Below are 24,817 nucleotides of genomic sequence, written 5' to 3' on the forward strand. Positions count from 1 at the left end.
GTGCCCTATTCAACATAGTGGGCGGTGGTCTTCGCACGTACTTCCTCTTTCGTCACCCCGGGCGCAAGCTCGATCAGGCGGAAAGGGCTGGCATGATCGGGGCGCTGGAAGACGCAAAGGTCGCTCACGATCATGTCGATCACATTACGACCTGTCAGCGGCAAAGTGCATTCGGGGATGAATTTGGGCACACCATCCTTGGAGGTGTGTTCCATCACCACGATGATTTTCTTCACGCCGGCGACCAGATCCATCGCGCCGCCCATGCCCTTGATCATCTTGCCTGGAATCATCCAGTTGGCGATATCGCCCTTTTCGGACACTTCCATCGCACCCAGCACGGTCAGGTCGATATGGCCGCCCCGGATCATGGCAAAGCTTTGTGCGCTGTCGAAATAGGCGCTGTGGGCCAATTCGCTAATCGTCTGTTTGCCTGCATTGATCAGATCGGCATCTTCTTCGCCTTCATAAGGGAAGGGGCCGATGCCCAGCATGCCATTTTCGGATTGCAGCGTGACCTCTATGCCCGTTGGAACATGATTTGCCACCAGTGTCGGGATGCCAATGCCGAGATTGACGTAGTATCCGTCCTGTAGTTCCTGCGCCGCCCGAGCGGCCATTTCATCACGAGTCCAGCTCATCAGGCGGTTTCCCTCTTGCGGGTGGTCAGGAATTCGATCTTTTTGTCATAGGGAGCGCCAACGACAATGCGCTGCACATAAACCCCGGGCAGATGAATGCAGTCGGGGTCGAGGCTGCCCTTGGGTACGATTTCTTCTACTTCCACCACGCAAATCTTGCCGCATGTTGCAGCCGGCAGGTTGAAGTTGCGCGCGGTCTTGCGGAAAACGAGATTGCCCGTTTCGTCCGCCTTCCATGCTTTCACCAGGCTGAGATCGGCGAAAATGCCCTGTTCGAGAATGTAATCCTCGCCATTGAAGGTTTTGACTTCCTTACCTTCAGCCACAGCGGTGCCGACACCTGTTTTTGTATAGAAGCCCGGAATGCCCGCGCCACCTGCGCGCATGCGTTCTGCAAGGGTGCCTTGTGGCGAAAATTCGACTTCCAGTTCGCCCGAGAGAAACTGACGTTCGAACTCCTTGTTTTCGCCGACATAGGAGGCGATCATCTTTTTTACCTGCCGGGTGCGGAGCAGTTTACCGATGCCTTCGTTATCGATTCCGGCATTGTTGGAGGCAAAAGTGAGGTCCTTGACGCCGCTATCGCGCACCGCGTCGAGCAGGCGCTCCGGAATGCCGCAGAGGCCGAAGCCGCCCGAGGCGATCAGCAGGCCGTCACGCAATATTCCGTCGAGCGCGGCTGTTGCATTTGGGTAAAGCTTGTTCATCGATTCCCTTCCCATGGAAGCCCCGATGTTGCACTGCACATAAGGCGTTGTCGACCCGGTTTCATCCCGTCGCCGGGTAACCTCGACTCACGGACAGCATCTCGTCAATTATTGTGCATTGCACCAAATAGAGGGCGCCAAAATCTACAGAGGTGTAAATTACGCTCTATTCCGCGGGGGTAAGATTCATATAAAATCAAATATTATCAATGTGTAATGTATATGATGCAAAAAACGCAACACACGATGAATTTTTCGCACTTGCGGAAAAAGTGGCTCAGGGTCATACAGATCCTGCCTTTCAGGCATCCTCTCCCAAAACTTCTACGGCCCGGTCGTTTTCGATCGGGCCTTTTTTTATCTGCCTTCCATGTCCGTCGGAATGGCGCATTTGCGGCGTTGCACGAAAAACGCGTGACGCCGTTTGCAATCCGTCGCGCCCGTACCTAGCTTTGCCTCACGCAAGGATTCAGGAGAGCGCCATGGCAGACGCGGAAGCGGCAACTCGGGACAATTCGATCAGGTTGCAGGTTGCTGCCGCCAGGCAGGAAGAAAGTGGGCATGGTATTGCCCGCATGCCGAAATCCGCCTTTGCGTCGCTTGGTATTACCGAAGGCGATGTGGTGGAAATAGGCGGCAAACGCATAACTGCGGCCATTGCCGTTCCTGCCTATCAGGAAGATCAGGAGCTCGATGTTGTCCGGCTTGACGGTTTGCAGCGCGGCAACGCGGGGATCGGCTCGGGAGAGCATGTTACATTGCGCAGGGCGGAATCGCGCCCGGCAACGCGCGTGGTTTTTGCTCCTGCACAACGCGAGATGCGTTTGCAGGGGCCGACTCAGGCCCTGAAACGCAATTTCTTTGGCAAGCCACTGGTGGCAGGCGATCTGGTGGCAACCGCCGGACAGCAGCCGGTGACCGATATGCCGCCCGAAGTGCGCCGCATGTTCAACGCGCCCGCCTATGCGCTGACCCAGATCCGCCTGCAAGTGGTCTCAACAGCCCCCAAGGGCATCGTGCATATTGACGAGAACACCGAAGTCGAATTGCGCGCCGAGTTTGAGGAACCGCGCGATGGGCGCGGCACGGTCAACTATGACGATGTCGGCGGTATGGCCGATACCATTCGCCAGCTGCGCGAAATGGTCGAGCTGCCGTTGCGTTATCCTGAACTGTTCACCCGACTGGGTGTCGATCCGCCGAAGGGCGTCCTGCTGCATGGCCCGCCGGGTACGGGCAAGACGCGGCTGGCACAGGCTGTCGCCAATGAAAGCGATGCCGAGTTTTTCATCATCAATGGTCCCGAAATCATGGGGTCAGCCTATGGTGAAAGCGAAAAACGCCTGCGTGAAGTGTTTGAGGAAGCGGCAAGGGCTGCGCCGTCCATCGTCTTTATCGACGAGATCGATTCCATCGCGCCGAAGCGCAGCCAGGTGCCGGGCGAAGCGGAGAAACGCCTCGTTGCACAATTGCTGACCCTGATGGACGGGCTCGATGCCCGTTCCAATCTGGTGGTCATCGCGGCAACCAATCGGCCTGATGCGATTGACGAGGCTTTGCGTCGCCCCGGTCGGTTCGATCGCGAAATCGTGATCGGTGTGCCAGATGAATCCGGCAGGCGTGAGATTCTGGCCATTCACACCCGCGGCATGCCGCTGGGCGAGGGGGTCGATCTGCAGGAGCTGGCGCGCACGACCCACGGTTTCGTCGGTGCGGATATCGCCGCTTTGACGCGCGAGGCCGCGATTGAGACCGTGCGTCGCATCATGCCGCAGCTTGATCTGGATGAACGAACGATTCCGCCCGAAGTGCTGGATGAACTGCGGGTTGAACGGTCCGATTTTGTCGCGGCGCTGAAGCGCGTCCAGCCGAGCGCCATGCGCGAAGTCATGGTTGAACTGCCCAATGTTGGCTGGTCCGATATCGGCGGATTGGCTGACGCGCAGGAGAAACTGAAAGAAGGGGTGGAATTGCCCCTGCGCAATCCCCAGGCATTCCGCAGGCTCGGTATTCGTCCGGCCAAGGGGTTTTTGCTCTATGGTCCTCCGGGTACCGGCAAGACGCTGTTGGCCAAAGCCGTCGCCAAGGAAGCGGAAGCGAATTTCATCTCGATCAAGAGCTCCGACCTGCTCAGCAAATGGTATGGGGAGAGTGAGCAGCAGATCAGTCGCCTGTTTGCCCGCGCGCGGCAAGTGGCGCCCTGCGTGGTCTTTATCGATGAAATCGACAGTCTGGTGCCCGCGCGCGGATCGGGCGATGCCGAACCGCAGGTGACCGCGCGCGTGGTAAACACCATTCTCGCCGAGATGGATGGTCTGGAAGACCTGCAATCAGTGGTGGTGATCGGTGCGACCAACCGGCCGACACTGGTCGATCCGGCGCTGCTGCGGCCGGGTCGGTTTGACGAACTGGTCTATGTCGGCACGCCCGATGAACCCGGGCGTGAACACATCCTGCGGATTCACACCCGTGACATGCCCATGGCGGAAGACGTCAATCTGGCGAAGATCGCGGCGGAAACCGAACGGTTCACCGGCGCCGATCTGGAAGATGTGGTGCGTCGGGCCGGGCTTGTCGCGTTGCGTCGGGCCGGCGAAGGAGCGGATCTGGTAACCGGCGCTGATTTCGACAAGGCGTTGCAGGATTCGCGCGCCACGGTGACAGTCGAGATGGAAGCCGAATACGCGAAGATGAAAGGCGAATTGAAAAAGCGCGCCGCGCAGGTGCACCCGATCGGCTTCATCCACGAAGGGATGATTGAACCCACCCGCGAAAAGAAACACGACTGATAAGGTCTCGGCGGTTGCCATCCCTTGCACGCAAGGGGTCGGCAACCGCCGATCGGAGTTTTACCGACAGGCGCCGGTGATCAGATTTCTGAAGCCAGCGGGAATGTGATTCGAACGTGGCAGCCATCGGGCGTGAAATCGCGTGCGATTTCGCCCTGCAACTGCCTTGCCGAACTATCCATCAACATCGTGCCAAACCCGCGGCGCGTGCCGGGTTCGCATCCCTGCGGACTATATTCACGCCATTGGAGTTCAAGCGTGGGTTCAGGACCTTGAAGTGCCCAACTGATCGTCAGCGATCCGTTTTGGCTCCATGCGCCATATTTGACGGCATTGGTCGCCAGTTCATGCAGCACCAGCCCTAGCGGCTGCACCTTTGCTGACGGAATATCCACGGTTGGGCCTTCGATAGTGCACCCCAGATGGTCTGCGCGATGCGGTGCAAGCGTGGTTTCGATCAGGGTTTCGAGATCGGCGATGGAATGGCGTGTCGAACCCTGGGTCACGTCGTGGGCGATCAGCAGAGCCTGAATGCGATGGGCTATGCTGTCTGTGACCTCGCTCGCCTCCGGTGCGTGGCGGGAACTGAGCCGGACAATCGCCAGAATGACCGCAAACAAGTTCTTGACCCTGTGATTCAACTCACGTGCCAGCAGGTCCGCCCGATCGCGGGCTTCGGACAGGTCTGCCGCGTGGGCTTCGGCAGATTTGGCGCGGGCTGCCTGCGCCGCTTGCTTCAACCCCAGTGCCGATGCGCCGATCAGCATCAGGAGCAACAGGCCCAGTAGGGGCAGGACGCGGGATTCCGCCTTGGCCGACCGGGCCATGGCCCCATCAAGCACATCCTGTTCGATGCGTTCCATTTCTGCCAGTGAACGGCGCAGGCGATTCATAACTTCCTGCCCTTCGTCGCTGAGAAAACGGGTTCGGGCCTCGATCAGTTCGCCCCGTTCGATCAGGCCGACGGTGTCGGAAATCTCGTCAAACTTGGCGGCGGACAACTGTTCGATATCGATCAGCAATTCGCGTTGCCGGGCCGTCGCACTTTCACCGATTAAGGCTCTCAACCGGTTGAGCGAAGGGCCATATTGTTCGCTGCCAACCCGGTAGGGCGCGAGGTAACGCTTATCGAGCGTGATGAAATAGCCGCGTTCCGCAGTTTCGGCATTCAGGGCCGCATGCCCCACATTACGCAATTCTTTCAGAATTTCGTTGGTTTTCTGGGCCTGTGCGCGCTGGTCTCGTTCCGCATCGATCGTGGAGATGATGACAAGGACGGCCGCGACCAGCGATGCCGCCACACAGAGGAACAGGCCCAGATTGGACAGCCGCGCGATCCAGTTCGCTCCCTGCCATCGCGCGGGCTCTGATCGGGTTGTATCAGTGCGCGGCATCCCAGTTCTTTCCAGTTCCGATTTCCACTCCGAGCGGCACGTCCAGCCTGATGGCTGGCCCCGCTGCATCGTTCATCACGCGCGCGATCACGGGGCGTGCCGCATCCACATCGTTTTCGGGCAGTTCGAAGACGAGTTCGTCGTGAACCTGCAGCAACATGCGTATGTGGCCAAGTCCTGCGGCACGGAGTTCAGGCATCATGCGGGCCATGGCACGCTTGATGATATCGGCGCAGGTGCCCTGAATCGGGGCATTGATTGCCGCGCGTTCGCTGCCCTGCCGTTCTGCCTGATTTTTTGCATTGATCCGGGGGAACCAGGTCTTTCGGCCGAACAGCGTTTCCGAGTACCCGCATTCGCGCACCTGTTCGAGCGTGGCGACGATATAGCGCTGAATGCCCGGGAAACGTTCGAAATAGCGGTCGATCATCGCCTGCGCCTCATCCGCCTCCACGCCGAGCCGGCTGGCCAGGCCCCAGCGCGAAATGCCGTAAAGAATGGCGAAATTGATCGTTTTGGCCCGTGCACGGGTATCCCGATCGACCATGCCGAACATTTCTTCGGCTGTGCGGGCGTGAATATCCTCGCCCTTGGCGAAGGCGTCCTTCAGCGAAGGGACATCGGCCATGTGCGCGGCAAGGCGCAGTTCGATCTGGCTGTAGTCGGCAGCCAGCAGAACATTGCCCGGTTCGGCAACGAAGGCTTCGCGAATGCGGCGCCCGATCTCCGTTCGTGCGGGGATATTCTGAAGATTGGGATCGGTTGACGACAAGCGCCCGGTTTGGGCCCCGACCAGACTGTAACTCGTATGCACGCGCCCGGTTGCGGGATTGATCGCTGCCTGCAGGGCATCGGTATAGGTCGACTTGAGCTTGGCCAACTGACGCCAGTCGAGCACTTTTGTCGCAATTTCGGCGCCCTGGCCCGCCAGCTTTTCCAGAACGGACTGATCGGTCGAATATTGTCCGCTCTTGCCCTTGCGTCCGCCCTTGTAACCGAGTCTGTCGAACAGCACGTCGCCAAGCTGCTTCGGGCTGCCGATTGTGAACTCGCTGCCGGCCAATGCGTGGATTTCCTTTTCCAGCCCGCCAATACGCTCTGCAAATTCGCTGGAAAGCCGCGCAAGTTGTTCGCGATCGACCTTGATTCCATGTCGTTCCATCTGCGCCAGAACCGGGATCAGAGGGCGGTCGACCCGTTCATAGATACGGGTTCCGCCTTCATCGTGAAGCTGGTTGCCAAGGATGCTATGCAGGCGCCAGGTAACGTCGGCGTCTTCCGCAGCATATTCCGTCGCGCGGTCGAGGGGGACTTCAGCGAAGGAGATGGCGCTTCTCCCGGTACCGCAAACGTCCTTGAACTTGATTGTTGTATGGCCAAGGTGGCGTTCGGCCTGCTCGTCCATGCCATGCCCGCCGCCGATGCCCTCTTCGGAACGCCCGGCATTGAGAGCGAAGCTCATCGCCATAGTGTCATCCACCGGGAAGACGGTGATGCCATAACGGGCCAGAACATTGAGGTCGTACTTTATGTTCTGGCCGATTTTCAGGACCGTATCGCTTTCCAGCAGGGGTTTCAGCCGCGCGAGTGCAACGTCGAGCGGGATTTGCTGCGGCTTCTCCGCAAACATGTCGGTGCCGCCATGGCCGAGCGGGATATAGCACGCGTCGTTGGGGCCAAGGGCAAGGCTGACACCGGTCAGATCTGCCTGCATGGCGTCGAGCGCGCTGGTTTCCGTGTCTACGGCCACGGATCGTGTCGCAAAGGCGCGGGCGAGGAATGCATCCAGTTCCGGCAAGGATTGTATGCAGGTGTAGAGTGACCGATCGACCGGGGGCATGACAGGCGCTTCCTGCCTGTCGCCTGCGGAAGCTGCGCGGGTTGGCGCCGAATCAACACCACCCGTGGCTGCAGGTGCTGGCGGAGAAGTGCCTTCCGTGGCGTCGATTCGGCGCAAAAGACTGGAAAAGCCGTGTGTCCTCAGAAAATCGGCGAGTGGTGCGGGTGGGATTTCGGTGAGGCGGAAGCTTTCGAGCGGCAGGGGCAGGGCGCAATCCTGCTTCAGTTCGACAAGCAAACGACTGAGTCGCGCCATATCCGCTTCATCAAGCAGTCGTTCGCGCATTTTCGAGGGTTTCATGGTCTCGGCCGCCGCCAGCGCGCTTTCGAGATCGCCATAATCTTGAATGAGTTTGGTTGCCGTCTTGGGGCCAACGCCCCGGATTCCCGGCACATTGTCGACCGAATCGCCCATAAGTGCGAGCACGTCGCCCACCAGTTCCGGCTGAACACCGAACTTTTCCACAACCTCCGCCACGTCGATTCGCTGGTTTTTCATCGTATCAAGCATGTCGATGTAGCCGCCGCCCGCACTCGGTCCGACGAGTTGCATGAGGTCTTTATCGGACGAAACGATGGTTACATCCCAACCCTGACGGGCTGCTTCGCGGGCATAGGATGCGATCATGTCATCGGCTTCCAGTCCTTCTTCCTCGATGCAGGAAAGGCTGAAGGCGCGTGTTGCGTCCCGAATCAACGGAAACTGGGGGACAAGGTCTTCCGGGGCGGGGGGACGGTTGGCCTTGTATGCATCGTAGAGTTCGTTGCGAAACGATGTGCCGGACTTGTCGAGAATCACGGCGAGATGGGTTGGACCGTCCGCTTGATGCAGGTCTTTGGCCAGTTTCCACAGCATTGTGGTGTAGCCGTACACGGCACCCACAGGCGTTCCTTCCGGGTTGGTGAGCGGCGGAAGGCGATGATACGCACGGAAAATATAGGAGGATCCGTCGACGAGATAGAGATGCTGTTTTTCGGCCATGGAGGCTTCGTAGCAGCGCCTTGCCGTCGGGTCAGCCGGTTTTGGCCCGGACATTCCGGGGCGATTGCAGCGTCATGAAAATGTCTCATTTTTGCTGCATCGCCGGAGGCAGCCTAGGCGCGGAATACCGAAATGAAAAATGCGCTTGCCGCGAACACGCTTGCATAGTGTTTGATTGGCTATTATTTGTGCGCCCGAAGTCTGCCCCTCGGGGTAGGCTTTACGTGCGGTACGAATAATGCCTCACGTATTCCACTCGCTGTTCAAGGATTGCTATAACATGCGCAAGATCGTTCTCGCTGCCGCTGCTGCTGCTGGTGCACTGACCCTCGCGGCTTGCTCGGAAAAGACCGAAGAAGCTGCAACCGAAACCGCTGACTCGGCTCTGGCTGATGCAGAAGCTGCTGCTGACACGGCTGCTGACGCTGCTGCAACCGCAACCGACGCTGCTGCAACTGCAACCGACGCTGCTGCTGATGCAGCTGCTGCTCCGGCTGCTGACGCTGCTGCTGCTGCTGGTGCTGCTGCTGACTCGGCCAAGGCTGCTGCTGGTGCGGCAACCGACGCTGCTGCTGCTGCCAAGAAGGCAGCCGAGTGATCTTCTGATCCATTCGGAAAACGGAAAGGGCGTGACCTCAGGGTCGCGCCCTTTTTGTATGCGCGCGCCACAGGCGGGCGATGATGAGTGGCTGTGGCACCGGTGCAGGCCGGTTGTATCGGATTGCATCCCCGGATCTTCGCGCCGGCCGCATGGATTTGTGGGGACATTCTTGCCTGTGCGCCAAGGCGCGCCGCACCGCCGAAGCGACGCGAACAGTCGCTATTTTACGCTTTTAGCCTGAGACACCCTCCAGGAAGGCTGCTCTTGCGGTTTATCCCGCGGTTATACGGGATGATGGAAAGGTGAGGAGGCGGCCTTGTGCCGCCTCTCCTTCCTTTCGCTCCAATCAATAGCGCGCGTTGACCCAGCTTTTGCTGTCGTTCGCGGGATTGGTGGAATAGCCATCGTAGATCGCCCGGGCGATTTGCGCGATGCGTTCTTCCCGGGCCAAGCGCGTGCCCTGGCCGGTCACATAGATCGCAACCGCATACGTGCGGCCATCCGGCCCGCTGATGATGCCGATATCGCTCGAGGTGTTATTCAGCGAACCGGTTTTGTGCGCAACCTGTACGCCGACCGGAAGCAGGGCGGGGATGCGGCGTTTGCCGGTGACGCAACGTTCCATCGCGCTCATGATTACACGGCGGCTTGACGCGCTCAGCCAGCGGCCCTGATGCAGCCCGCTGAGGAGTTGGACCATGGCGCGGGGCGTGGCGCTGTCGCGTTGGTCAATATGCGAGGCGGGATCGAATTCGCCGTCGTCACGCACGAGGGTCGCGATATCGCGATCGATACGGAAATCGTTGATGCCCGCATTGCGCATCCAGCGATTGACCGCAGCCGGCCCCCCTATCGCGGCCAGCAAGGCGTCCGTCGCAGGGTTGGAACTGCGCGTAATCATCAGATCGATCAACTGGCTGGCAGACATATAGGTGCTTTTCCGCACCGGTGCGATTGCGCTGGAAAATCGCGGCGATGCCACCGCCACGAGCAAGGGAAACTCGCTCGACAGGCTCCATTTGCCCTTGTCCACGCCATCCAGAAAGGTTGCGGCAATCGCAACCTTGCTGGTGCTCGCCATGGGAAAGCGTTGGTCGCCAAGAATGGCGATTTCCCGCCCGCTCGACAGATCGACTGCGGCAACCCCAATGCGCCCTTTCGAGCCATCGGCGTAGCGCGCGACCTGTGCTTCCAGAGGATTGGCGTATTTTTGCTGGAAATCGCGAGGAGCGCGAAGCTCCGTCCCCAGAACCGCGTCGAAATTCGACGTATAATCCTGCGCGCTCGCCTGCATGGGCTGGGAGACCATCAGGCCTAGCCCCAGTGCCATGACAACGCGCCTCACTGCCCTGTGCATCATTGTATAATCTTACCCGTCCGTCCTGAACGTAAACATAACGGATTTGCTCACACGCGGAAACAGTATGGGCGATGAACCGAGTCTATACATGCGATGAGACGAGTACTGATGGCGATGTGGCGTGATCTTTTTACATTTTCGACAAAAAAAGGGCCGGGAGAGCGATCTCCCGGCCCGATTTTTTGCCTTGGGGTGGGCTTAGAAGCCCATGCCACCCATGCCGCCCATGTCAGGCATCGGCGGCATCGCCGGCTTGTCTTCGGGCTTTTCTGCGATCGCCGCTTCCGTGGTGATCAGCAGGCCGGCAACCGAAGCAGCGTCCTGCAGCGCGGTGCGCACGACCTTGGTCGGGTCGATAACGCCAGCGGCGACGAGATTTTCGTACACGTCGGTGGCCGCGTTGAAGCCCAGCGTTTCGTCGTTGCCGTCGATCAGCTTGCCAGCAACCACAGCGCCGTCATGACCGGCGTTTTCTGCGATCTGGCGAACCGGAGCCTGCAGTGCACGACGGACGATGTCGATGCCGCGGGTCTGGTCGTCGTTGATGCCCGACAGGCCATCAAGCGCCTTGGTGGCATAGAGCAGGGCTGTGCCACCGCCGGGGACAATGCCTTCTTCGACGGCTGCGCGGGTTGCGTGCAGCGCATCGTCGACGCGGTCCTTGCGTTCTTTCACTTCGACTTCGGTGGCGCCGCCGACCTTGATCACGGCAACACCGCCAGCCAGCTTGGCCAGACGTTCCTGCAGCTTTTCACGGTCATAGTCGCTGGTGGTCACTTCGATCTGGGCGCGGATCTGTTCGACGCGGGCCTTGATGTCGTCTGCTGCACCGGCACCGTCGACGATCGTGGTGTTGTCCTTGTCGATCGTGACGCGCTTGGCCTGGCCGAGCATGCCAACCGTGACGTTTTCGAGCTTAATGCCGAGGTCTTCGGAAATCATTTCGCCCTTGGTCAGGATCGCGATGTCCTGCAGCATGGCCTTGCGGCGATCGCCGAAGCCCGGTGCCTTCACGGCAGCGATCTTCAGGCCGCCACGCAGCTTGTTGACCACGAGCGTGGCCAGCGCTTCGCCTTCGATATCTTCAGCGATGATCAACAGCGGACGGCCGCTCTGAACAACAGCTTCGAGGATCGGGAGGAGCGGCTGCAGGTTCGACAGCTTCTTTTCGTGAACCAGGATGAACGGATCGTCGAGTTCGACAGTCATCTTTTCGGGGTTCGTGATGAAGTACGGCGAAAGGTAACCGCGGTCGAACTGCATGCCTTCCACGACATCGAGTTCGAACTCGAGGCCCTTGGCTTCTTCGACGGTGATAACGCCTTCCTTGCCGACCTTTTCCATCGCTTCGGCAATCTTTTCACCGACTTCGGTGTCGCCATTGGCGGAAATGATGCCGACCTGGGCGATTTCCGAGGAACCGGCAACCGGCTTCGAACGGCCCTTGAGATCATCGACGACCTTGCCGACTGCGAGGTCGATACCGCGCTTCAGATCCATCGGGTTCATGCCGGCAGCAACCGACTTCATGCCTTCGCGGACAATGGCCTGCGCCAGAACTGTGGCGGTGGTGGTGCCGTCGCCAGCCGCGTCATTGGCCTTCGAGGCCACTTCGCGGAGCATCTGCGCGCCCATGTTTTCGAACTTGTCCTTCAGTTCGATTTCCTTGGCAACGGACACGCCGTCCTTGGTGATGCGCGGAGCGCCGAAGCTCTTGTCGATCACCACGTTGCGGCCCTTGGGGCCCAGCGTAACCTTTACCGCATTGGCGAGCGTATCGACGCCCTTGAGGATGCGTTCGCGTGCGTCACGCGAAAATTTCACGTCCTTTGCAGCCATGGGAAATATTCCTCTTCAAATGTTATGAATGGGATAAAAAGAAAGTAGAATCAGGCGATTACGCCGAGAATATCGCTTTCTTTCATGATCAGAAGGTCTTCACCGTCAATCTTGACTTCGGTGCCCGACCACTTGCCGAAAAGCACGCGATCGCCAGCCTTGACGTCGAGCGGGGTAACCTTGCCATCATCGGCGCGGGCGCCGGTGCCAACGGCGACGATTTCGCCTTCGCTCGGCTTTTCCTTGGCACTGTCAGGAATGATAATGCCGCCGGCGGTCTTTTCGTCAGCTTCGATGCGACGGACGAGAACGCGGTCGTGCAACGGACGGAATGCCATGTTTATGACCTCTTCCAAAAAGGGTTGACTGTGATTAGCACTCCCTCTTCGAGAGTGCCAGCGGCCGCCATATGGGGCCAGCACTTCACACCGTCAAGTTGTGACCATGAAGATTTTTTATGGCAGTTGCGCGACAAGGTTCAGCCGTTCGCGACCATGCCAACGATAGAGCAGCAGCACCGCGACAACGGCCAAACCGATGGCGAACCCGAACCACACGCCAGCCCCCCTGAGCGGTGTGTGGAACGCCAGCCAGAGCGCGCTGCCCATACCGGGTAGCCAGTATCCGAATATGGCGATCGCCATCGGCACTTTGGTATCCTGCAGCCCACGCAGCGCGCCTGCCACTACGGCCTGTGTGCCATCAAACAACTGGAACAGCGCGCCGATCGCAAGATATTGTACGGCCAGCGATACCAGAACGGCATTGGCCGGGGCGTGAATGTCAACATAGGCCGAAATGACCAGCCTGGGCGCGAACAGCAGCAAACAGGCGGTGACGACTGAAAAGAGCACGCAGACCATGATCGCCGCCCGTCCGGCATGGCCGATTGCCGCCCGGTTGCCTGCACCGAAATGATAGCCGACACGGATTGTTGCCGCCTGACCGACGCCGAAAGGAATCTGGAAAGCAAAGGCCGCGATCTGCAGGGCGATGGTGTGGCTGGCAAGTTCGGCCTTACCAATCCAGCCCATCAGCAATGCGGCACTGCTGAACAGTCCGGCTTCCGCCAGAATGGTCCCCGCGATCGGAAGGCCGATCAGTGTGATTTCCTTCAATCGCTTTGTTTCCGGCCGCCAGAAGCGGCCAAACAGGTAGTAACGGCGAAAACGGCGATCCGCGCACACAACCCCAAGGTAGGCGAGGAACATGCAGACGGAAGTGACGACACTGGCCACGGCCGAGCCATTAAGCCCCATCGCGGGTACGCCGAAACCGCCGAAGACAAACACCCAGTTGGCCAGAATGTTGACGCCGATTGCCGCTGCGGTGATCAGGGTGGCAAATATCGGCCTGCCCATGGCCGCGACAAAGGTACGCAGCACATTGGCCATGATCATGGGGATCATACCCCACATGAGAACCCTGAGAAATCCGCCTGCGAGTTCTGAAATAACCGGGTCCTGCCCGCTTGCCGCGAGCAACGCGCCACCGAAACCGCAAATTGCCATGCCGAACAGGCCGGACAGGACCGCCAGCCACAAAGCCATGCGGACGCTGCGCCGGATTTCGCGCACGGCGTGGCGGCCCTTGCCCAGTTCTGCCGCAATCAACGGGGCGACCGCGCCGGTAAGGCCGGAAAAGGCCCACATCAGCAAGCCGAACAGCGAAATGGAAAGACTGGCAGCCGCAAGCGCATCCTGCCCCAACCGGGCAACGAAAATGACATCAACTGCATGGACGGCCATCTGCAGGAGATTGGCCGCCGCGAGGGGTGCTGCGAGCAGCAGCGTCGCCTTCAGTTCACCGGCAAAGGAAGAGGGTTGGGCTGCAGCAGACATAAGGCGGGCGCGATAGGCCAGCATCGGGGCAGGGGGAAGGGAATAGTTGCGCGCGAGGCCACGGCTGATAAGCGACTGATCTGCACGCTTTATGGGATTTTGCAGTATGGGGATGCCAATGCGCAGGATATTGGGGACGATCGGTTTGTTTTCGGTGGCGCTCACGGGATGTGGTGGAGCCGGGGACAATGCGACTGACGTGGCAGCGCAGGGCAATGACGAAACCGCTACGGACGTCTCCGCTCCTGAACAGGCCGGTATTACGCCGCCACCGGCATTCGCGCAGTGCCGCAGCTGCCATTCCAGCGAACCCGGGAAACATTTGATCGGCCCTTCGCTTGCAGGCATTTACGGTACGAAGGCAGGGGATGTCGCCGGTTTCAACTTCAGTCCTGCGCTGAAGGATTCCGGCCTCGTCTGGGACGATGCCACGCTGGATGCCTATATCAAGGCCCCGCGTCAGATCGTGCCCGGAACGCGCATGACCTATCCGGGTTTGAAGAATGATACCCAGCGCGCGCAAGTGGTGGCTTACCTCAAATCGATCTGACGCCGGGATGCTGCCGCAATGAGAGTGAGGAGTCGCCCTTGAAACTTGGCATTCTCGAAGCCGGACGGCCGCCAGCCACGCTTTCCAGCTATGGCAGCTATGCTGACATGTTTCGTGATCTATTCGGTGCAAATACTTATGAATATAAGGTATTTGATGTTCAGTCGGGTGACTTTCCCGACGATGTGAGTGCATGTCCCGCCTATCTGGTGACCGGTTCCGCCTGCGGCGTCTATGACCACCTGCCATGGATTCCACAGTTGATGGCGTTCTTGCGTAAAGCGAAGGGCAGCGCCGCTCTGGTGGGAATCTGTTTTGGCCATCAGATCATGGCGGAAGCTTTTGGTGGGAAGGTCATACGTTCCCCCAAGGGATGGGGCGCCGGTGCCCAGCGGTACGAGGTGTGGCGTCCGCAACCATGGACCGGCGCGCAGCGCGCGATAACCTTGCCAGCATCGCATCAGGATCAGGTCGTGGCCTTGCCCCCGGGGGCGGCGGTTGTCGCGGGCAACGGATTCGCGCCTTATGGCATGCTGGCCTATAGCGATCAGCCTGCCATATCCCTGCAATTGCATCCGGAATTCAGCCAAGATTATGCCGTGGCCCTGACCGAAATTAAACGTGGGCAAGGCATGCGTGATGAGGATGTCGACCATGCCCTCGTCACGCTCGATCAACCGCTCGATCGTGCGGTGGCCGCCGGATGGATTGGCACGTTTCTGGCTAATGCAGCGGCGTGAACTGTGCCTGCTCCGGCGTCGTGCGCGCGCGGCATGATCCTTCTTTACATTATTAGACCATGGTCTAACTTTCTCTTGTAAATTCAGATTTTCGGGAGAATGTGATGGCGAAGGTACTGGCCGGTAAAGTGGCGATTGTAACGGGCGCGAGCCGGGGCATTGGCGCCGCCATTGCGCGCCGATTTGCGGCGGAAGGAGCCGCGGTCGCCATTGTTGCGCGCACGGCCGAACCGGGCGGAAAACTGCCCGGTTCGCTTGATGAAACCGCGCAACTGATCCGCGCACAGGGCGGGCAGTGTCACACGATCCAGGCCGATCTGGCCGATCCGGAGAGCCGTGGGCGTATCGTGCCCGAAGTGATTGCGCAGTTCGGCAAAGTCGATGTGCTGGTCAACAATGCCGCATGGGCGCGCTTCATCCCGATTTGGGAAGCGACGTCGCGGCAGATGGACCTGGCGTTTCAGATGAACGTCTTTGCGCCGCAGGACCTGTCGCAGCAGGTGTTTCCCCATATGAAGCAGCAGGGGCAGGGGTGGGTGCTCAACATCTCCAGCGCCACGGCCAACATGCCGCCGGCGGCGCCTTATGATCCTGCAGACAGGCTGGTTCAGTTCAACAAGGATGGCCATGCCACGATTTACGGAACCACCAAGGCGGCGTTGAACCGGTTGACGGCCGGATGGGCCGTGGAGCTGGCGGATACGGGCATTGCGGTCAATGCACTGGCACCTGTGGGGGCTGTCGCCAGCGAAGGGGCCCTGTCCGTCGGTGGATGGGATGAGCGCGATCATCTCGAGCCGGTGGAAGCCATGGCGGAAGCCGCCTTGCAGCTTTGCCATAGGCCTGCCCGCGAATTGAGCGGGGAAAGCGTGTGCAGCCTGCCGTTGCTCCATCGCCTTGGCGTGCCCGTTCGCACGTTGGACGGTGCCGCCGAACTGGCATGATCGAGGCGGTGCTGCACGGCACATTGTTCAGCGATGTGCGGGCAAACGAAAAGGGCGGCTCCTTGCGGGGCCGCCCTTCGCATAATCTCTCGAAGAGAGGATCGATTACTTGAGTTCGACGGTGCCGCCGGCTTCTTCGATCTTCTTCTTGATGTCTTCTGCTTCGGTCTTGTTCACGCCTTCCTTGACAGCCTTCGGGGCGCCTTCGACGAGAGCCTTGGCTTCGGTCAGGCCCAGGCCGGTGATGGCGCGGACTTCCTTGATGACCTGAATCTTCTTGCCACCGTCGCCGGTCAGGATGACATCGAATTCGGTCTTTTCTTCAGCAGCTGCACCAGCGTCGCCACCAGCAGCAGGAGCCGCAACAGCAACAGCAGCAGCGGCGCTCACGCCCCACTCTTCTTCAAGAGCCTTGGCGAGTTCAGCTGCTTCGAGGACGGTCAGCTTCGAAAGTTCTTCAACGAGCTTGGCGATATCGGCCATTGTTCAACACTCCAATAAATTGACTGATCGGGGCCCAGTGCATTCTGTCACCCCGGTAATTCGCTTGTGCGTATAACCGCTTACGCTGCTTCTTTGGCGCCGTAGGCACCGAAGACGCGAGCGAGCTTGGCGGCGGGTTCGTTGACGACCCGGGCAATCTTCGTTGCCGGGGCGTTGATGAGACCCACCAGCGTGCCGCGCAGCTCGTCGAGCGAGGGCATCGAGGCGAGAGCCTTGATACCTGCCTGATCGAGCAGCTGCCCGCCCATAGAACCACCAACGATCTCAAGCTTGTCGTTGGTCTTCGCGAAGTCGACCGCAGCCTTGGCTGCCGCAACCGGATCCACCGAGTAGGCGATCGCGGTCGGGCCGGAGAGATATTCCTCCAGGCCTTCGTACTGGGTTTCCTTCAGGGCGAGCTTGGCAAGACGGTTCTTCGCAACCTTGTAGGACGCGCCAACATCACGCATCTTCGAACGCAGATCGGTGGATTGCGCCACCGAAAGGCCGAGGTTGCGGGTGATAACTACCACGCCAACTTCGTTGAAGACCGCGTTGAGCTGGGCGACCGAATCGGCTTTTTGCGAACGATCCATGCCATACTCCTTCACATGTGACCGATCGGGGTTCGTGCCCGAACGGCCGGCTACGTTTGTCCACACCGGAAAACCGGTGCGGGCGAGTCCGTTGAAGGGGAAGGAGGTGCGCCAATGACGCGAAGATGAGGCATCGTACGATGTCTCATGAAAATCTCTTTTCCCCGTCTAGGCCGGAAATTAAGAAGGCCAGATTGCCTTCACCGACTGTCTCGGACGGATGGCCACCAACCCTGACGGGCGAGTGAACCGGGCAGGCCTTTGGCCAAATCGTGCATAATTGTCAACTCATCGCGGCGAATCTTGTGCCAGATTAGGAAATCTGTAAGGCGCGCTGCGGTAACCCGTGCCGGTTCCAGATCGTGAGGTTGGCTTTGTTGAACACTAATGCAAGGCCTGAAATGGCATCACCTGATTCTTCCGGCAATCGTATCCAGAACGGCCTGCGCCTTGCTGTAATCGTGCCCACGTTGAACGAACGGGACAATGTGCAGACCATGATCGCGGCGCTGGATTCGGCGCTGGACGGGATCGCGTGGGAAGCCGTTTTCGTTGACGACAATTCCAGCGACGGCACGCCCGAACTGGTTGAGAGCATTGCCCGCACGCGCGCGAATATCCGGTTGATCCGCCGGATCGGGCGCAAGGGGTTGTCCGCTGCCGTGATCGAAGGGTTTCTCGCTACAGTTGCCCCGGTTGTGGCCGTGGTTGACGCCGATATGCAGCATGATGAGAGCAAACTGGCGGAAATGCTGCGCCGGGTGGAGCAGGGCGGTGCCGAACTGGTCATCGGCACCCGCTATGCGGAAACGGGCGGTACGGGCGACTGGTCGCAAAGCCGCGAACGGATCAGCCGTTTTGCCGGGTGGGTGGCCGACCGGGTAATGCCCCAGAAGCTCAGCGATCCGATGAGCGGGTTCTTCATGATCCGGCGCGATGTGTTCGTTGAGATTGCGCCGAACCTGTCGGCGCTGGGTTTCAAAATATTGCTGGATATCGTGCTGTCTTCCGCGCGGCCGCTGACCGTTTCCGAAGTTCCCTACGAATTTCGCCAGCGCCATGCGGGGGAAAGCAAGCTCGACAGCGCGGTTGCGCTCGAATTTGTTATCCAGATTCTTGATCGTATCTGCGGGCGGTGGATACCGCCCCGGTTGATCCTGTTCGGGATCGTGGGTGCGTTGGGGCTGGTCGTGCATTTGCTGGTGTTGCGTACGTCCATGGGGCTGGGCTTCACGTTCGGTCAGGGGCAGTCGGCGGCGGTGGCCATTGCGATTCTGTTCAATTACGTGCTCAACAACCTCATCACCTATCGTGATATACGCCACAAGACGGCCGGGGCATGGTTCAAGGGGTTGCTTGGCTTCTACCTTGTTTGCGCGGCGGGGGCCGTGGCCAATGTCGGTGTGGGTGTACTGGTCTTTGCTGCTGAACCGCGCTGGTGGCTGGCGGGTATTGCCGGGGTGATCGTGGGATCGCTCTGGAACTACTGCGCTTCGACTTTGCTGGTCTGGCGCAAGAAGTGATCGCCCCCGCGCGGGCATTTGCGGAACAAGGCAGGTTAAACCGGATAATTCCCGTCCTGTTGTTGTTTGCAGCGTTTGCGCTGCGTGTTTGGCAATTTGGAAACCCGCTGATCCAGTCTGACGAACAGTTCTATCTGCTCGTCGGGCAGCGTATGTGGGAAGGCGCGTGGGTCTATAGCGATATCTGGGATCGGAAATCGGTCGGGCTGTTCCTGCTCTATGCCCTGTTCGCGAAGCTGGGTGGCGGGGTCTATGCCTATCAGATTGCCGCCACGCTGTTTGCAGCGGCCACGGCATGGGCGATCGCCTGCATCGCCCGACGCTGGACCTCCGATCGTGCTGCGGCCTGTGCCGGATTGCTCTATCTCGCGGCCTTGAATCTGATTGGTGGCGACGGCGGGCAATCGCCGGTCTTTTACAACTTGCCCATGGTTCTTGCCGCGTGTTGCGTGTTGCGGGTGCTGGAAGAACGCGATCTGCGGCGCGGCATTCTGTTGGGCGCGTTGGCCATGCTCTGTGCGGGTATCGCGCTCCAGATCAAATACACAGCGGTGTTCGAAGGCGTGTTCTTCGGGCTGGTGCTGATGGCCTGGCTTTGGCAGCGAGGGGCGAAGGTGCCAATGGTTCTGGGCGTGGCGGCGGGCTGGGCTGGTATCGCACTTGTGCCAACCGTCGTGCTTCTGGCCGTTTATGCCGCGTCAGGGCGTGGCGATGATTTCATTTATGCGAACTTTGTGTCGTTCTTTGCGCGCGGCGATGTCGGGATCGCGCGTCAATTGGGCCGTCTTGCGCACATCATGCTGATCCTGTCGCCTGTGCTGGCGGCGGCCATGGCGGGCACAGTCATGACCTGGCGCCGGGCTGCCGGTATCTCGCCTGCCGCACGGTTTTGTGCATTGTGGCTTTGCGCGGCGGTGGCCGGACTGTTTCTCGTTGGCGATTTTTACGATCACTATGCCCTGCCGGTGCTGGTGCCAGCGGCGATCGGGGCGGCTGCATTGTTCGATGCGGCGGGCAGGCTGCGCTGGCTTGCCTATGCGGCGGTGGCTTACGCAATCGTCGCGGGTGCATGGCACATCGCAGGCAATCGCAAGCTATACGGAACGGGCGACGAACTGGCCCCCTTCGTGGCGGCGGTCGGGCAAAAGCCCACCGGATGCCTCTACGTCTATCAGGGGCCCAGCAGCCTTTATTCGCTGACCCGGTCCTGTCTGCTGACGCGCTATACTTATCCCAGCCATCTGAGCCATGTGAAGGAACGCAATGCGCTGGGTGTTTCACAGGTGGACGAACTGAAACGGCTTATGGCGCAATCGCCACGGTTCGTCCTGATTGCGGCGCAGGCAGGGGAGAGCAATGATCCTGACAGCCGGGCGGTTGTCATGGCGGAATTGCATCAGGGCTACAGCCCGGCTGTCAGCGCCATGATCGGCAAGGAGCGTTTCATCCTTTATCGGAAGAAATGAGCGGAATTCCGGGCATGTGGTTGACGCTGCACCTGTTCGGGACTACATAGTGCGCGACCGATCGCTTCGGGAAAGACTGCCTTTGCGCGGAGGCAGAACAGGAATGGAGGCGGCGGGTTATCCTGAAACGCGACGTGGATGCTGCAGGGCGGCCCCGCAAGGGGTGGGTGCCATGCGGCCTTTTCTGCGTTTCGGGGCCACATATTCCGTGCGTGGCATGAATTTTTCTCGTCCGTCGTTCTGACGGGCGAGGCACAGCGAAGAGGCACAATTCCTCCTATGGCAAGCAAGGCGAAAGCTCCGGCCATCTCCGGAACCGCGAAGAAGCGCATCCGCAAGATTTTCGGCGATATCCACGAAGTGGTGCAAATGCCGAACCTGATCGAGGTGCAGCGCGAGAGCTATGAACAGTTCCTGCGTTCGGACCCTGCGACGGGTTATGTTTCGGGTCTTGAAAAGACTCTGCGCTCCGTGTTCCCGATCCGCGATTTCGCTGGCACTGCCGAGCTGGATTTCGTTCACTACGAACTGGAAGATCCCAAGTACGACACGATCGAATGTCGGCAGCGTGGCATTACCTATGCGGCGCCGATGAAGGTGACGCTGCGCCTGATCGTGTTCGAAGTGGATACCGAAACGGAAACCCGTTCCGTCCTCGATATCAAGGAGCAGGACGTTTACATGGGCGACATGCCGCTCATGACCGAGAACGGCACGTTCATCATCAATGGTACGGAACGCGTGATCGTTTCGCAGATGCACCGTTCGCCGGGCGTGCTGTTCGATCATGACCGCGGCAAGACGCACTCTTCGGGCAAGTATCTTTTTGCGGCCCGCGTCATTCCTTACCGTGGTTCGTGGCTCGATTTCGAATTCGACGCCAAAGATATCGTCAACGTCCGTATCGACCGCAAGCGCAAGCTGCCGGTCACGGCGCTGCTTTATGCGCTTGGCCTCAATGACGAGGAAATCCTGCATCGCTTCTACAATACCGTTGTGTGGCAGCGCGCTTCGGGCAAGGGCGGTGATGGCTGGCGTCTGCCGTTCTCGGCAGAGGCATGGCGTGGTCAGAAGCCCGCATTCGACATCGTCGATGCGCAATCGGGCGAAGTGATCTTCCCCGCCGGGCAGAAGATTTCGCCGCGCGCCGCGAACAAGGCTGGCAAGGATGGTCTCGAAACCTTGCTGATCCCGACCGAGGAAATCTTCGGTCGCTATGCCGCCAATGACATGATCGATGAATCGACTGGTCGCATCTGGATCGAATCCGGTGATGAAGTCACCCCTGAAAATCTCGAAGCGCTGGACAAGGCTGGCGTCGATGCGATCGAGCTGCTCGACATCGACCACGTCAATACCGGTCCGTGGATCCGCAACACGATGAAGGTCGACAAGGCCGAAAACCGTGATGAAGGTCTGGAAGCGATTTACAAGGTCATGCGTCCGGGCGAGCCGCCGACGAAGGAAACGGCCGAAGCGCTGTTCGAAGGCCTGTTCTTCGATGGGGATCGTTACGATCTGTCCGCCGTGGGCCGCGTGAAGCTCAACATGCGTCTCGGCCTCGATGCCGACGATTCCATCACCACGCTGCGCACGGAAGATATTCTCGCCGTGGTCAAGGAGCTGGTCGATCTGAAGGACGGCAAGGGCGAGGTCGATGATATCGACAACCTCGGCAACCGTCGTGTCCGTTCGGTGGGCGAACTGCTTGAAAACCAGTATCGCGTTGGCCTGCTGCGCATGGAACGCGCGGTCAAGGAACGCATGAGCTCGGTCGACGTGTCGACGGTCATGCCGAACGATCTGATCAATGCGAAGCCCGCTGTCGCTGCTGTGCGCGAATTCTTCGGTTCGTCGCAGCTTTCGCAGTTCATGGACCAGACCAACCCGCTGTCGGAAGTGACGCACAAGCGTCGCGTTTCGGCCCTCGGGCCGGGCGGTCTGACCCGTGAACGCGCCGGCTTCGAAGTCCGCGACGTTCATCCCACGCACTACGGCCGTATCTGTCCGATTGAAACGCCGGAAGGCCCGAACATCGGTCTGATCAACTCGCTGGCCTCGTTCAGCCGCGTGAACAAGTACGGGTTCATCGAAACCCCGTATCGCAAGGTGACTGATGGCAAGGTGACGAGCGAAGTCGTCTACCTCTCCGCCATGGAAGAGCAGAAGCACACCGTCGCACAGGCATCGGCCGAACTGAACGCCGATGGCGGCTTTGTCGAAGAGCTGGTCTCCGCGCGTGAAGGCGGCGAATTCGTCATGGCTCCGCGTGACACCATCACGCTGATGGACGTGTCGCCCAAGCAGCTCGTTTCGGTTGCCGCATCGCTCATTCCGTTCCTGGAAAACGACGACGCCAACCGCGCGCTCATGGGTTCGAACATGCAACGTCAGGCCGTGCCGCTCGTGAAGGCGGAAGCGCCTTTCGTGGGCACCGGTATGGAAGAAACCGTGGCGCGCGATTCCGGCGCGGCGATCGGTGCGCTACGCGCCGGTATCGTCGATCAGGTCGACGCGACGCGTATCGTTATCCGTGCTGCAGGCGATATCGAGCCGGGCAAATCGGGCGTGGATATCTACACGCTGCAGAAGTTCCAGCGTTCGAACCAGGATACCTGCATCAACCAGCGTCCGCTGGTGAAAGTGGGCGACTTCATCAATGAAGGCGATATCATTGCCGATGGTCCCTCGACGGAACTGGGTGAACTCGCACTGGGCCGCAACAGCCTCGTCGCGTTCATGCCGTGGAATGGCTACAACTACGAAGACTCCATCCTGATCTCCGAACGGATCGTGAAGGATGACGTCTTCACCTCGATCCATATCGAGGAGTTCGAAGTCATGGCCCGCGACACCAAGCTCGGGCCGGAAGACATCACCCGCGACATCCCGAACGTTGGCGAGGAAGCACTACGCAACCTTGACGAGGCGGGCATCGTCTACATTGGCGCCGAAGTGCATCCGGGCGATATCCTCGTGGGCAAGATCACGCCGAAGGGCGAAAGCCCGATGACACCGGAAGAAAAACTTCTGCGCGCCATTTTCGGTGAGAAGGCCAGCGACGTGCGCGATACCTCGCTGCGGCTGCCGCCGGGTGTTGCCGGGACGATTGTGGAAGTCCGCGTGTTCAACCGCCACGGTATCGAAATCGACGACCGTACGCGCGCCATCCAGAACGAGGAAATCGAACGCCTCAAGAAGGATAGCGAAGACGAACGCAACATCCTCAACCGTGCGACCTACAACCGCCTGCGCGACATGCTGCTTGGCCAGACCGTTTCGGCTGCGCCCAAGGGTGTGAAGAAGGGTGGCGACATCACCGACGAACTGCTCGACGAAGTCGAACGCCACGAATGGTTCAAGTTCGCGGTCGCCGACGACAAGATGCAGGGTCAGCTGGAAGCCGTGAAGGCCCAGTATGACGAAGCGGTGAAGAGCATCCAGGAGAAGTTCGAGGACCGTAAGGAAAAGCTCGAACGCGGTGACGAACTGGCTCCGGGCGTGCTCAAGATGGTCAAGGTCTTCGTGGCTGTGAAGCGCAAGCTGCAGCCCGGCGACAAGATGGCCGGTCGTCACGGTAACAAGGGTGTTATCTCGCGCATTCTGCCGCAGGAAGACATGCCATTCCTTGAAGACGGCACGCCGGTTGATATCGTGCTGAACCCGCTGGGCGTGCCTTCGCGCATGAACGTCGGGCAGATCTTCGAAACCCACCTGGGCATGGCCGCGCGCGGTCTTGGCCAGCAGGTGACGGCAGCTCTGGAAGAATGGCGCGAAAACAACCCGAATCCGGAAGCCGCTGCGCCGCCGGAAGCGGTTCGCGATGTTCTCAAGGACATCTACGGCGAGCAGTACCACGACGAAATCAACGCACGTTCGACCGAAGAACTGGTGGAACTGGCTGGCAACCTGAAGAACGGCGTGCCGATGGGCACACCGGTGTTCGACGGTGCCCGCGAAGCGGACGTTTCGGCGATGCTGGCCAAGGCCAACCTGCCGACATCCGGCCAGGTGACGCTGTTCGACGGCCGTACCGGTGAAGCCTTCGACCGCAAGGTCACAGTGGGTTACATCTACATGTTGAAGCTGCACCACCTTGTCGACGACAAGATCCACGCGCGTTCGATCGGCCCCTACAGCCTCGTTACCCAGCAGCCGCTGGGCGGTAAGGCGCAGTTCGGTGGCCAGCGCTTCGGGGAAATGGAGGTCTGGGCACTCCAGGCCTATGGCGCGGCCTACACGTTGCAGGAAATGCTCACGGTGAAATCGGACGACGTTGTCGGCCGTACCAAGGTCTACGAAGCGATCGTCAAGGGCGACGACACTTTCGAAGCCGGTATCCCCGAGAGCTTCAACGTGCTCGTGAAGGAAATGCGCAGCCTTGGCCTGAATGTCGAACTCTCCTCGCTGACGGACGAGGACGAAGGCGGCGACGAATGGCCGGAGGCGGCGGAATAAGGGAAGGCGGGGCGGCCCTTGCGCCGCCCGCTTCCTCCTTTTCGCCACGACAATTTCACCCGCT

At 59.8% G+C, this 24,817-nt stretch carries 18 protein-coding genes; 8 read left to right on the forward strand and 10 right to left on the reverse strand.

Annotated elements, in window-relative coordinates; translation table 11 throughout:
- Positions 1-5 precede the first annotated feature (5 nt).
- Together EGO55_RS15735 and EGO55_RS15740 are read right to left on the reverse strand one after the other, a co-directional pair.
- On the reverse strand, positions 6-641 hold the full coding sequence (locus EGO55_RS15735; protein WP_021688422.1) for a CoA transferase subunit B: 636 nt from the start codon (positions 639-641) through the stop codon (positions 6-8).
- Positions 641-1,348 carry a CoA transferase subunit A gene (locus EGO55_RS15740; RefSeq protein WP_021688421.1) on the reverse strand — a complete coding sequence of 236 codons (708 nt, stop codon included), beginning with the start codon at positions 1,346-1,348 and terminating at the stop codon, positions 641-643. The genes EGO55_RS15735 and EGO55_RS15740 overlap by 1 nt, the downstream gene beginning before the upstream one ends.
- A 482-nt stretch (positions 1,349-1,830) precedes the next feature.
- Here EGO55_RS15740 and EGO55_RS15745 point away from each other — a divergent pair, with 482 nt between their 5' ends.
- Positions 1,831-4,137, forward strand: coding sequence for a CDC48 family AAA ATPase (locus tag EGO55_RS15745; protein ID WP_021688420.1), 2,307 nt, complete (start codon positions 1,831-1,833; stop codon positions 4,135-4,137).
- 80 nt (positions 4,138-4,217) lie between these two features.
- Here EGO55_RS15745 and EGO55_RS15750 read toward each other — a convergent pair whose 3' ends face one another.
- A complete protein-coding gene (locus EGO55_RS15750; RefSeq protein WP_021688419.1) occupies positions 4,218-5,531 on the reverse strand; it encodes a sensor histidine kinase in 1,314 nt (437 codons plus the stop codon).
- Complete coding sequence (polA, locus tag EGO55_RS15755; protein ID WP_021688418.1) at positions 5,518-8,352, reverse strand: DNA polymerase I; 2,835 nt, start codon at positions 8,350-8,352, stop codon at positions 5,518-5,520. The genes EGO55_RS15750 and polA overlap by 14 nt, the downstream gene beginning before the upstream one ends.
- A 392-nt stretch (positions 8,353-8,744) precedes the next feature.
- Here polA and EGO55_RS20750 point away from each other — a divergent pair, with 392 nt between their 5' ends.
- Complete coding sequence (locus EGO55_RS20750; protein ID WP_052023573.1) at positions 8,745-9,194, forward strand: hypothetical protein; 450 nt, start codon at positions 8,745-8,747, stop codon at positions 9,192-9,194.
- Positions 9,195-9,299: 105 nt separating this feature from the next.
- On the opposite strand, the gene bla is transcribed toward EGO55_RS20750, so the two are convergent.
- The 4 genes from bla to EGO55_RS15780 form a co-directional block, all read right to left on the reverse strand.
- A complete protein-coding gene (gene bla, locus EGO55_RS15765) occupies positions 9,300-10,283 on the reverse strand; it encodes a class A beta-lactamase (RefSeq protein ID WP_021688416.1) in 984 nt (327 codons plus the stop codon).
- A gap of 228 nt (positions 10,284-10,511) precedes the next feature.
- The gene (groL, locus tag EGO55_RS15770; RefSeq protein ID WP_021688415.1) at positions 10,512-12,152 is read right to left on the reverse strand and encodes a chaperonin GroEL; all 1,641 of its coding nucleotides are present in this window, start codon (positions 12,150-12,152) and stop codon (positions 10,512-10,514) included.
- A gap of 50 nt (positions 12,153-12,202) precedes the next feature.
- Positions 12,203-12,490 (reverse strand): co-chaperone GroES, encoded by a 288-nt coding sequence (gene groES / locus EGO55_RS15775; protein ID WP_021688414.1) that lies wholly within the window; start codon positions 12,488-12,490, stop codon positions 12,203-12,205.
- A gap of 117 nt (positions 12,491-12,607) precedes the next feature.
- Positions 12,608-13,993 (reverse strand): MATE family efflux transporter, encoded by a 1,386-nt coding sequence (locus tag EGO55_RS15780; protein ID WP_040714776.1) that lies wholly within the window; start codon positions 13,991-13,993, stop codon positions 12,608-12,610.
- A gap of 199 nt (positions 13,994-14,192) precedes the next feature.
- On the opposite strand from EGO55_RS15780, the gene EGO55_RS15785 reads away from it, so the two are divergent.
- The 3 genes from EGO55_RS15785 (at position 14,193) to EGO55_RS15795 (ending at position 16,227) form a co-directional block, all read left to right on the forward strand.
- Complete coding sequence (locus tag EGO55_RS15785; RefSeq protein WP_052023571.1) at positions 14,193-14,543, forward strand: c-type cytochrome; 351 nt, start codon at positions 14,193-14,195, stop codon at positions 14,541-14,543.
- 38 nt (positions 14,544-14,581) lie between these two features.
- Positions 14,582-15,283 (forward strand): glutamine amidotransferase-related protein, encoded by a 702-nt coding sequence (locus EGO55_RS15790; protein WP_021688411.1) that lies wholly within the window; start codon positions 14,582-14,584, stop codon positions 15,281-15,283.
- Between the two features lie 104 nt (positions 15,284-15,387).
- A complete protein-coding gene (locus tag EGO55_RS15795; RefSeq protein WP_021688410.1) occupies positions 15,388-16,227 on the forward strand; it encodes an SDR family NAD(P)-dependent oxidoreductase in 840 nt (279 codons plus the stop codon).
- 105 nt (positions 16,228-16,332) lie between these two features.
- On the opposite strand, the gene rplL is transcribed toward EGO55_RS15795, so the two are convergent.
- Positions 16,333-16,710 carry a 50S ribosomal protein L7/L12 gene (gene rplL, locus EGO55_RS15800; protein ID WP_021688409.1) on the reverse strand — a complete coding sequence of 126 codons (378 nt, stop codon included), beginning with the start codon at positions 16,708-16,710 and terminating at the stop codon, positions 16,333-16,335.
- An 80-nt stretch (positions 16,711-16,790) separates the two neighbouring features.
- On the reverse strand, positions 16,791-17,306 hold the full coding sequence (gene rplJ / locus EGO55_RS15805; RefSeq protein ID WP_021688408.1) for a 50S ribosomal protein L10: 516 nt from the start codon (positions 17,304-17,306) through the stop codon (positions 16,791-16,793).
- A 401-nt stretch (positions 17,307-17,707) separates the two neighbouring features.
- Between rplJ and EGO55_RS15810 the strand changes: the two genes are divergently transcribed.
- The 3 genes from EGO55_RS15810 (at position 17,708) to rpoB (ending at position 24,753) form a co-directional block, all read left to right on the forward strand.
- Positions 17,708-18,829 carry a glycosyltransferase family 2 protein gene (locus tag EGO55_RS15810; protein ID WP_021688407.1) on the forward strand — a complete coding sequence of 374 codons (1,122 nt, stop codon included), beginning with the start codon at positions 17,708-17,710 and terminating at the stop codon, positions 18,827-18,829.
- Positions 18,745-20,295 (forward strand): ArnT family glycosyltransferase, encoded by a 1,551-nt coding sequence (locus EGO55_RS15815; RefSeq protein ID WP_124916809.1) that lies wholly within the window; start codon positions 18,745-18,747, stop codon positions 20,293-20,295. The genes EGO55_RS15810 and EGO55_RS15815 overlap by 85 nt, the downstream gene beginning before the upstream one ends.
- Before the next feature lie 279 nt (positions 20,296-20,574).
- Positions 20,575-24,753: a DNA-directed RNA polymerase subunit beta gene (rpoB, locus tag EGO55_RS15820; RefSeq protein WP_021688405.1), complete on the forward strand. Its 4,179-nt coding sequence runs from the start codon at positions 20,575-20,577 to the stop codon at positions 24,751-24,753.
- Positions 24,754-24,817 lie beyond the last annotated feature (64 nt).

It is taken from the genome of Caenibius tardaugens NBRC 16725, assembly GCF_003860345.1.
GTDB lineage: Bacteria > Pseudomonadota > Alphaproteobacteria > Sphingomonadales > Sphingomonadaceae > Caenibius > Caenibius tardaugens.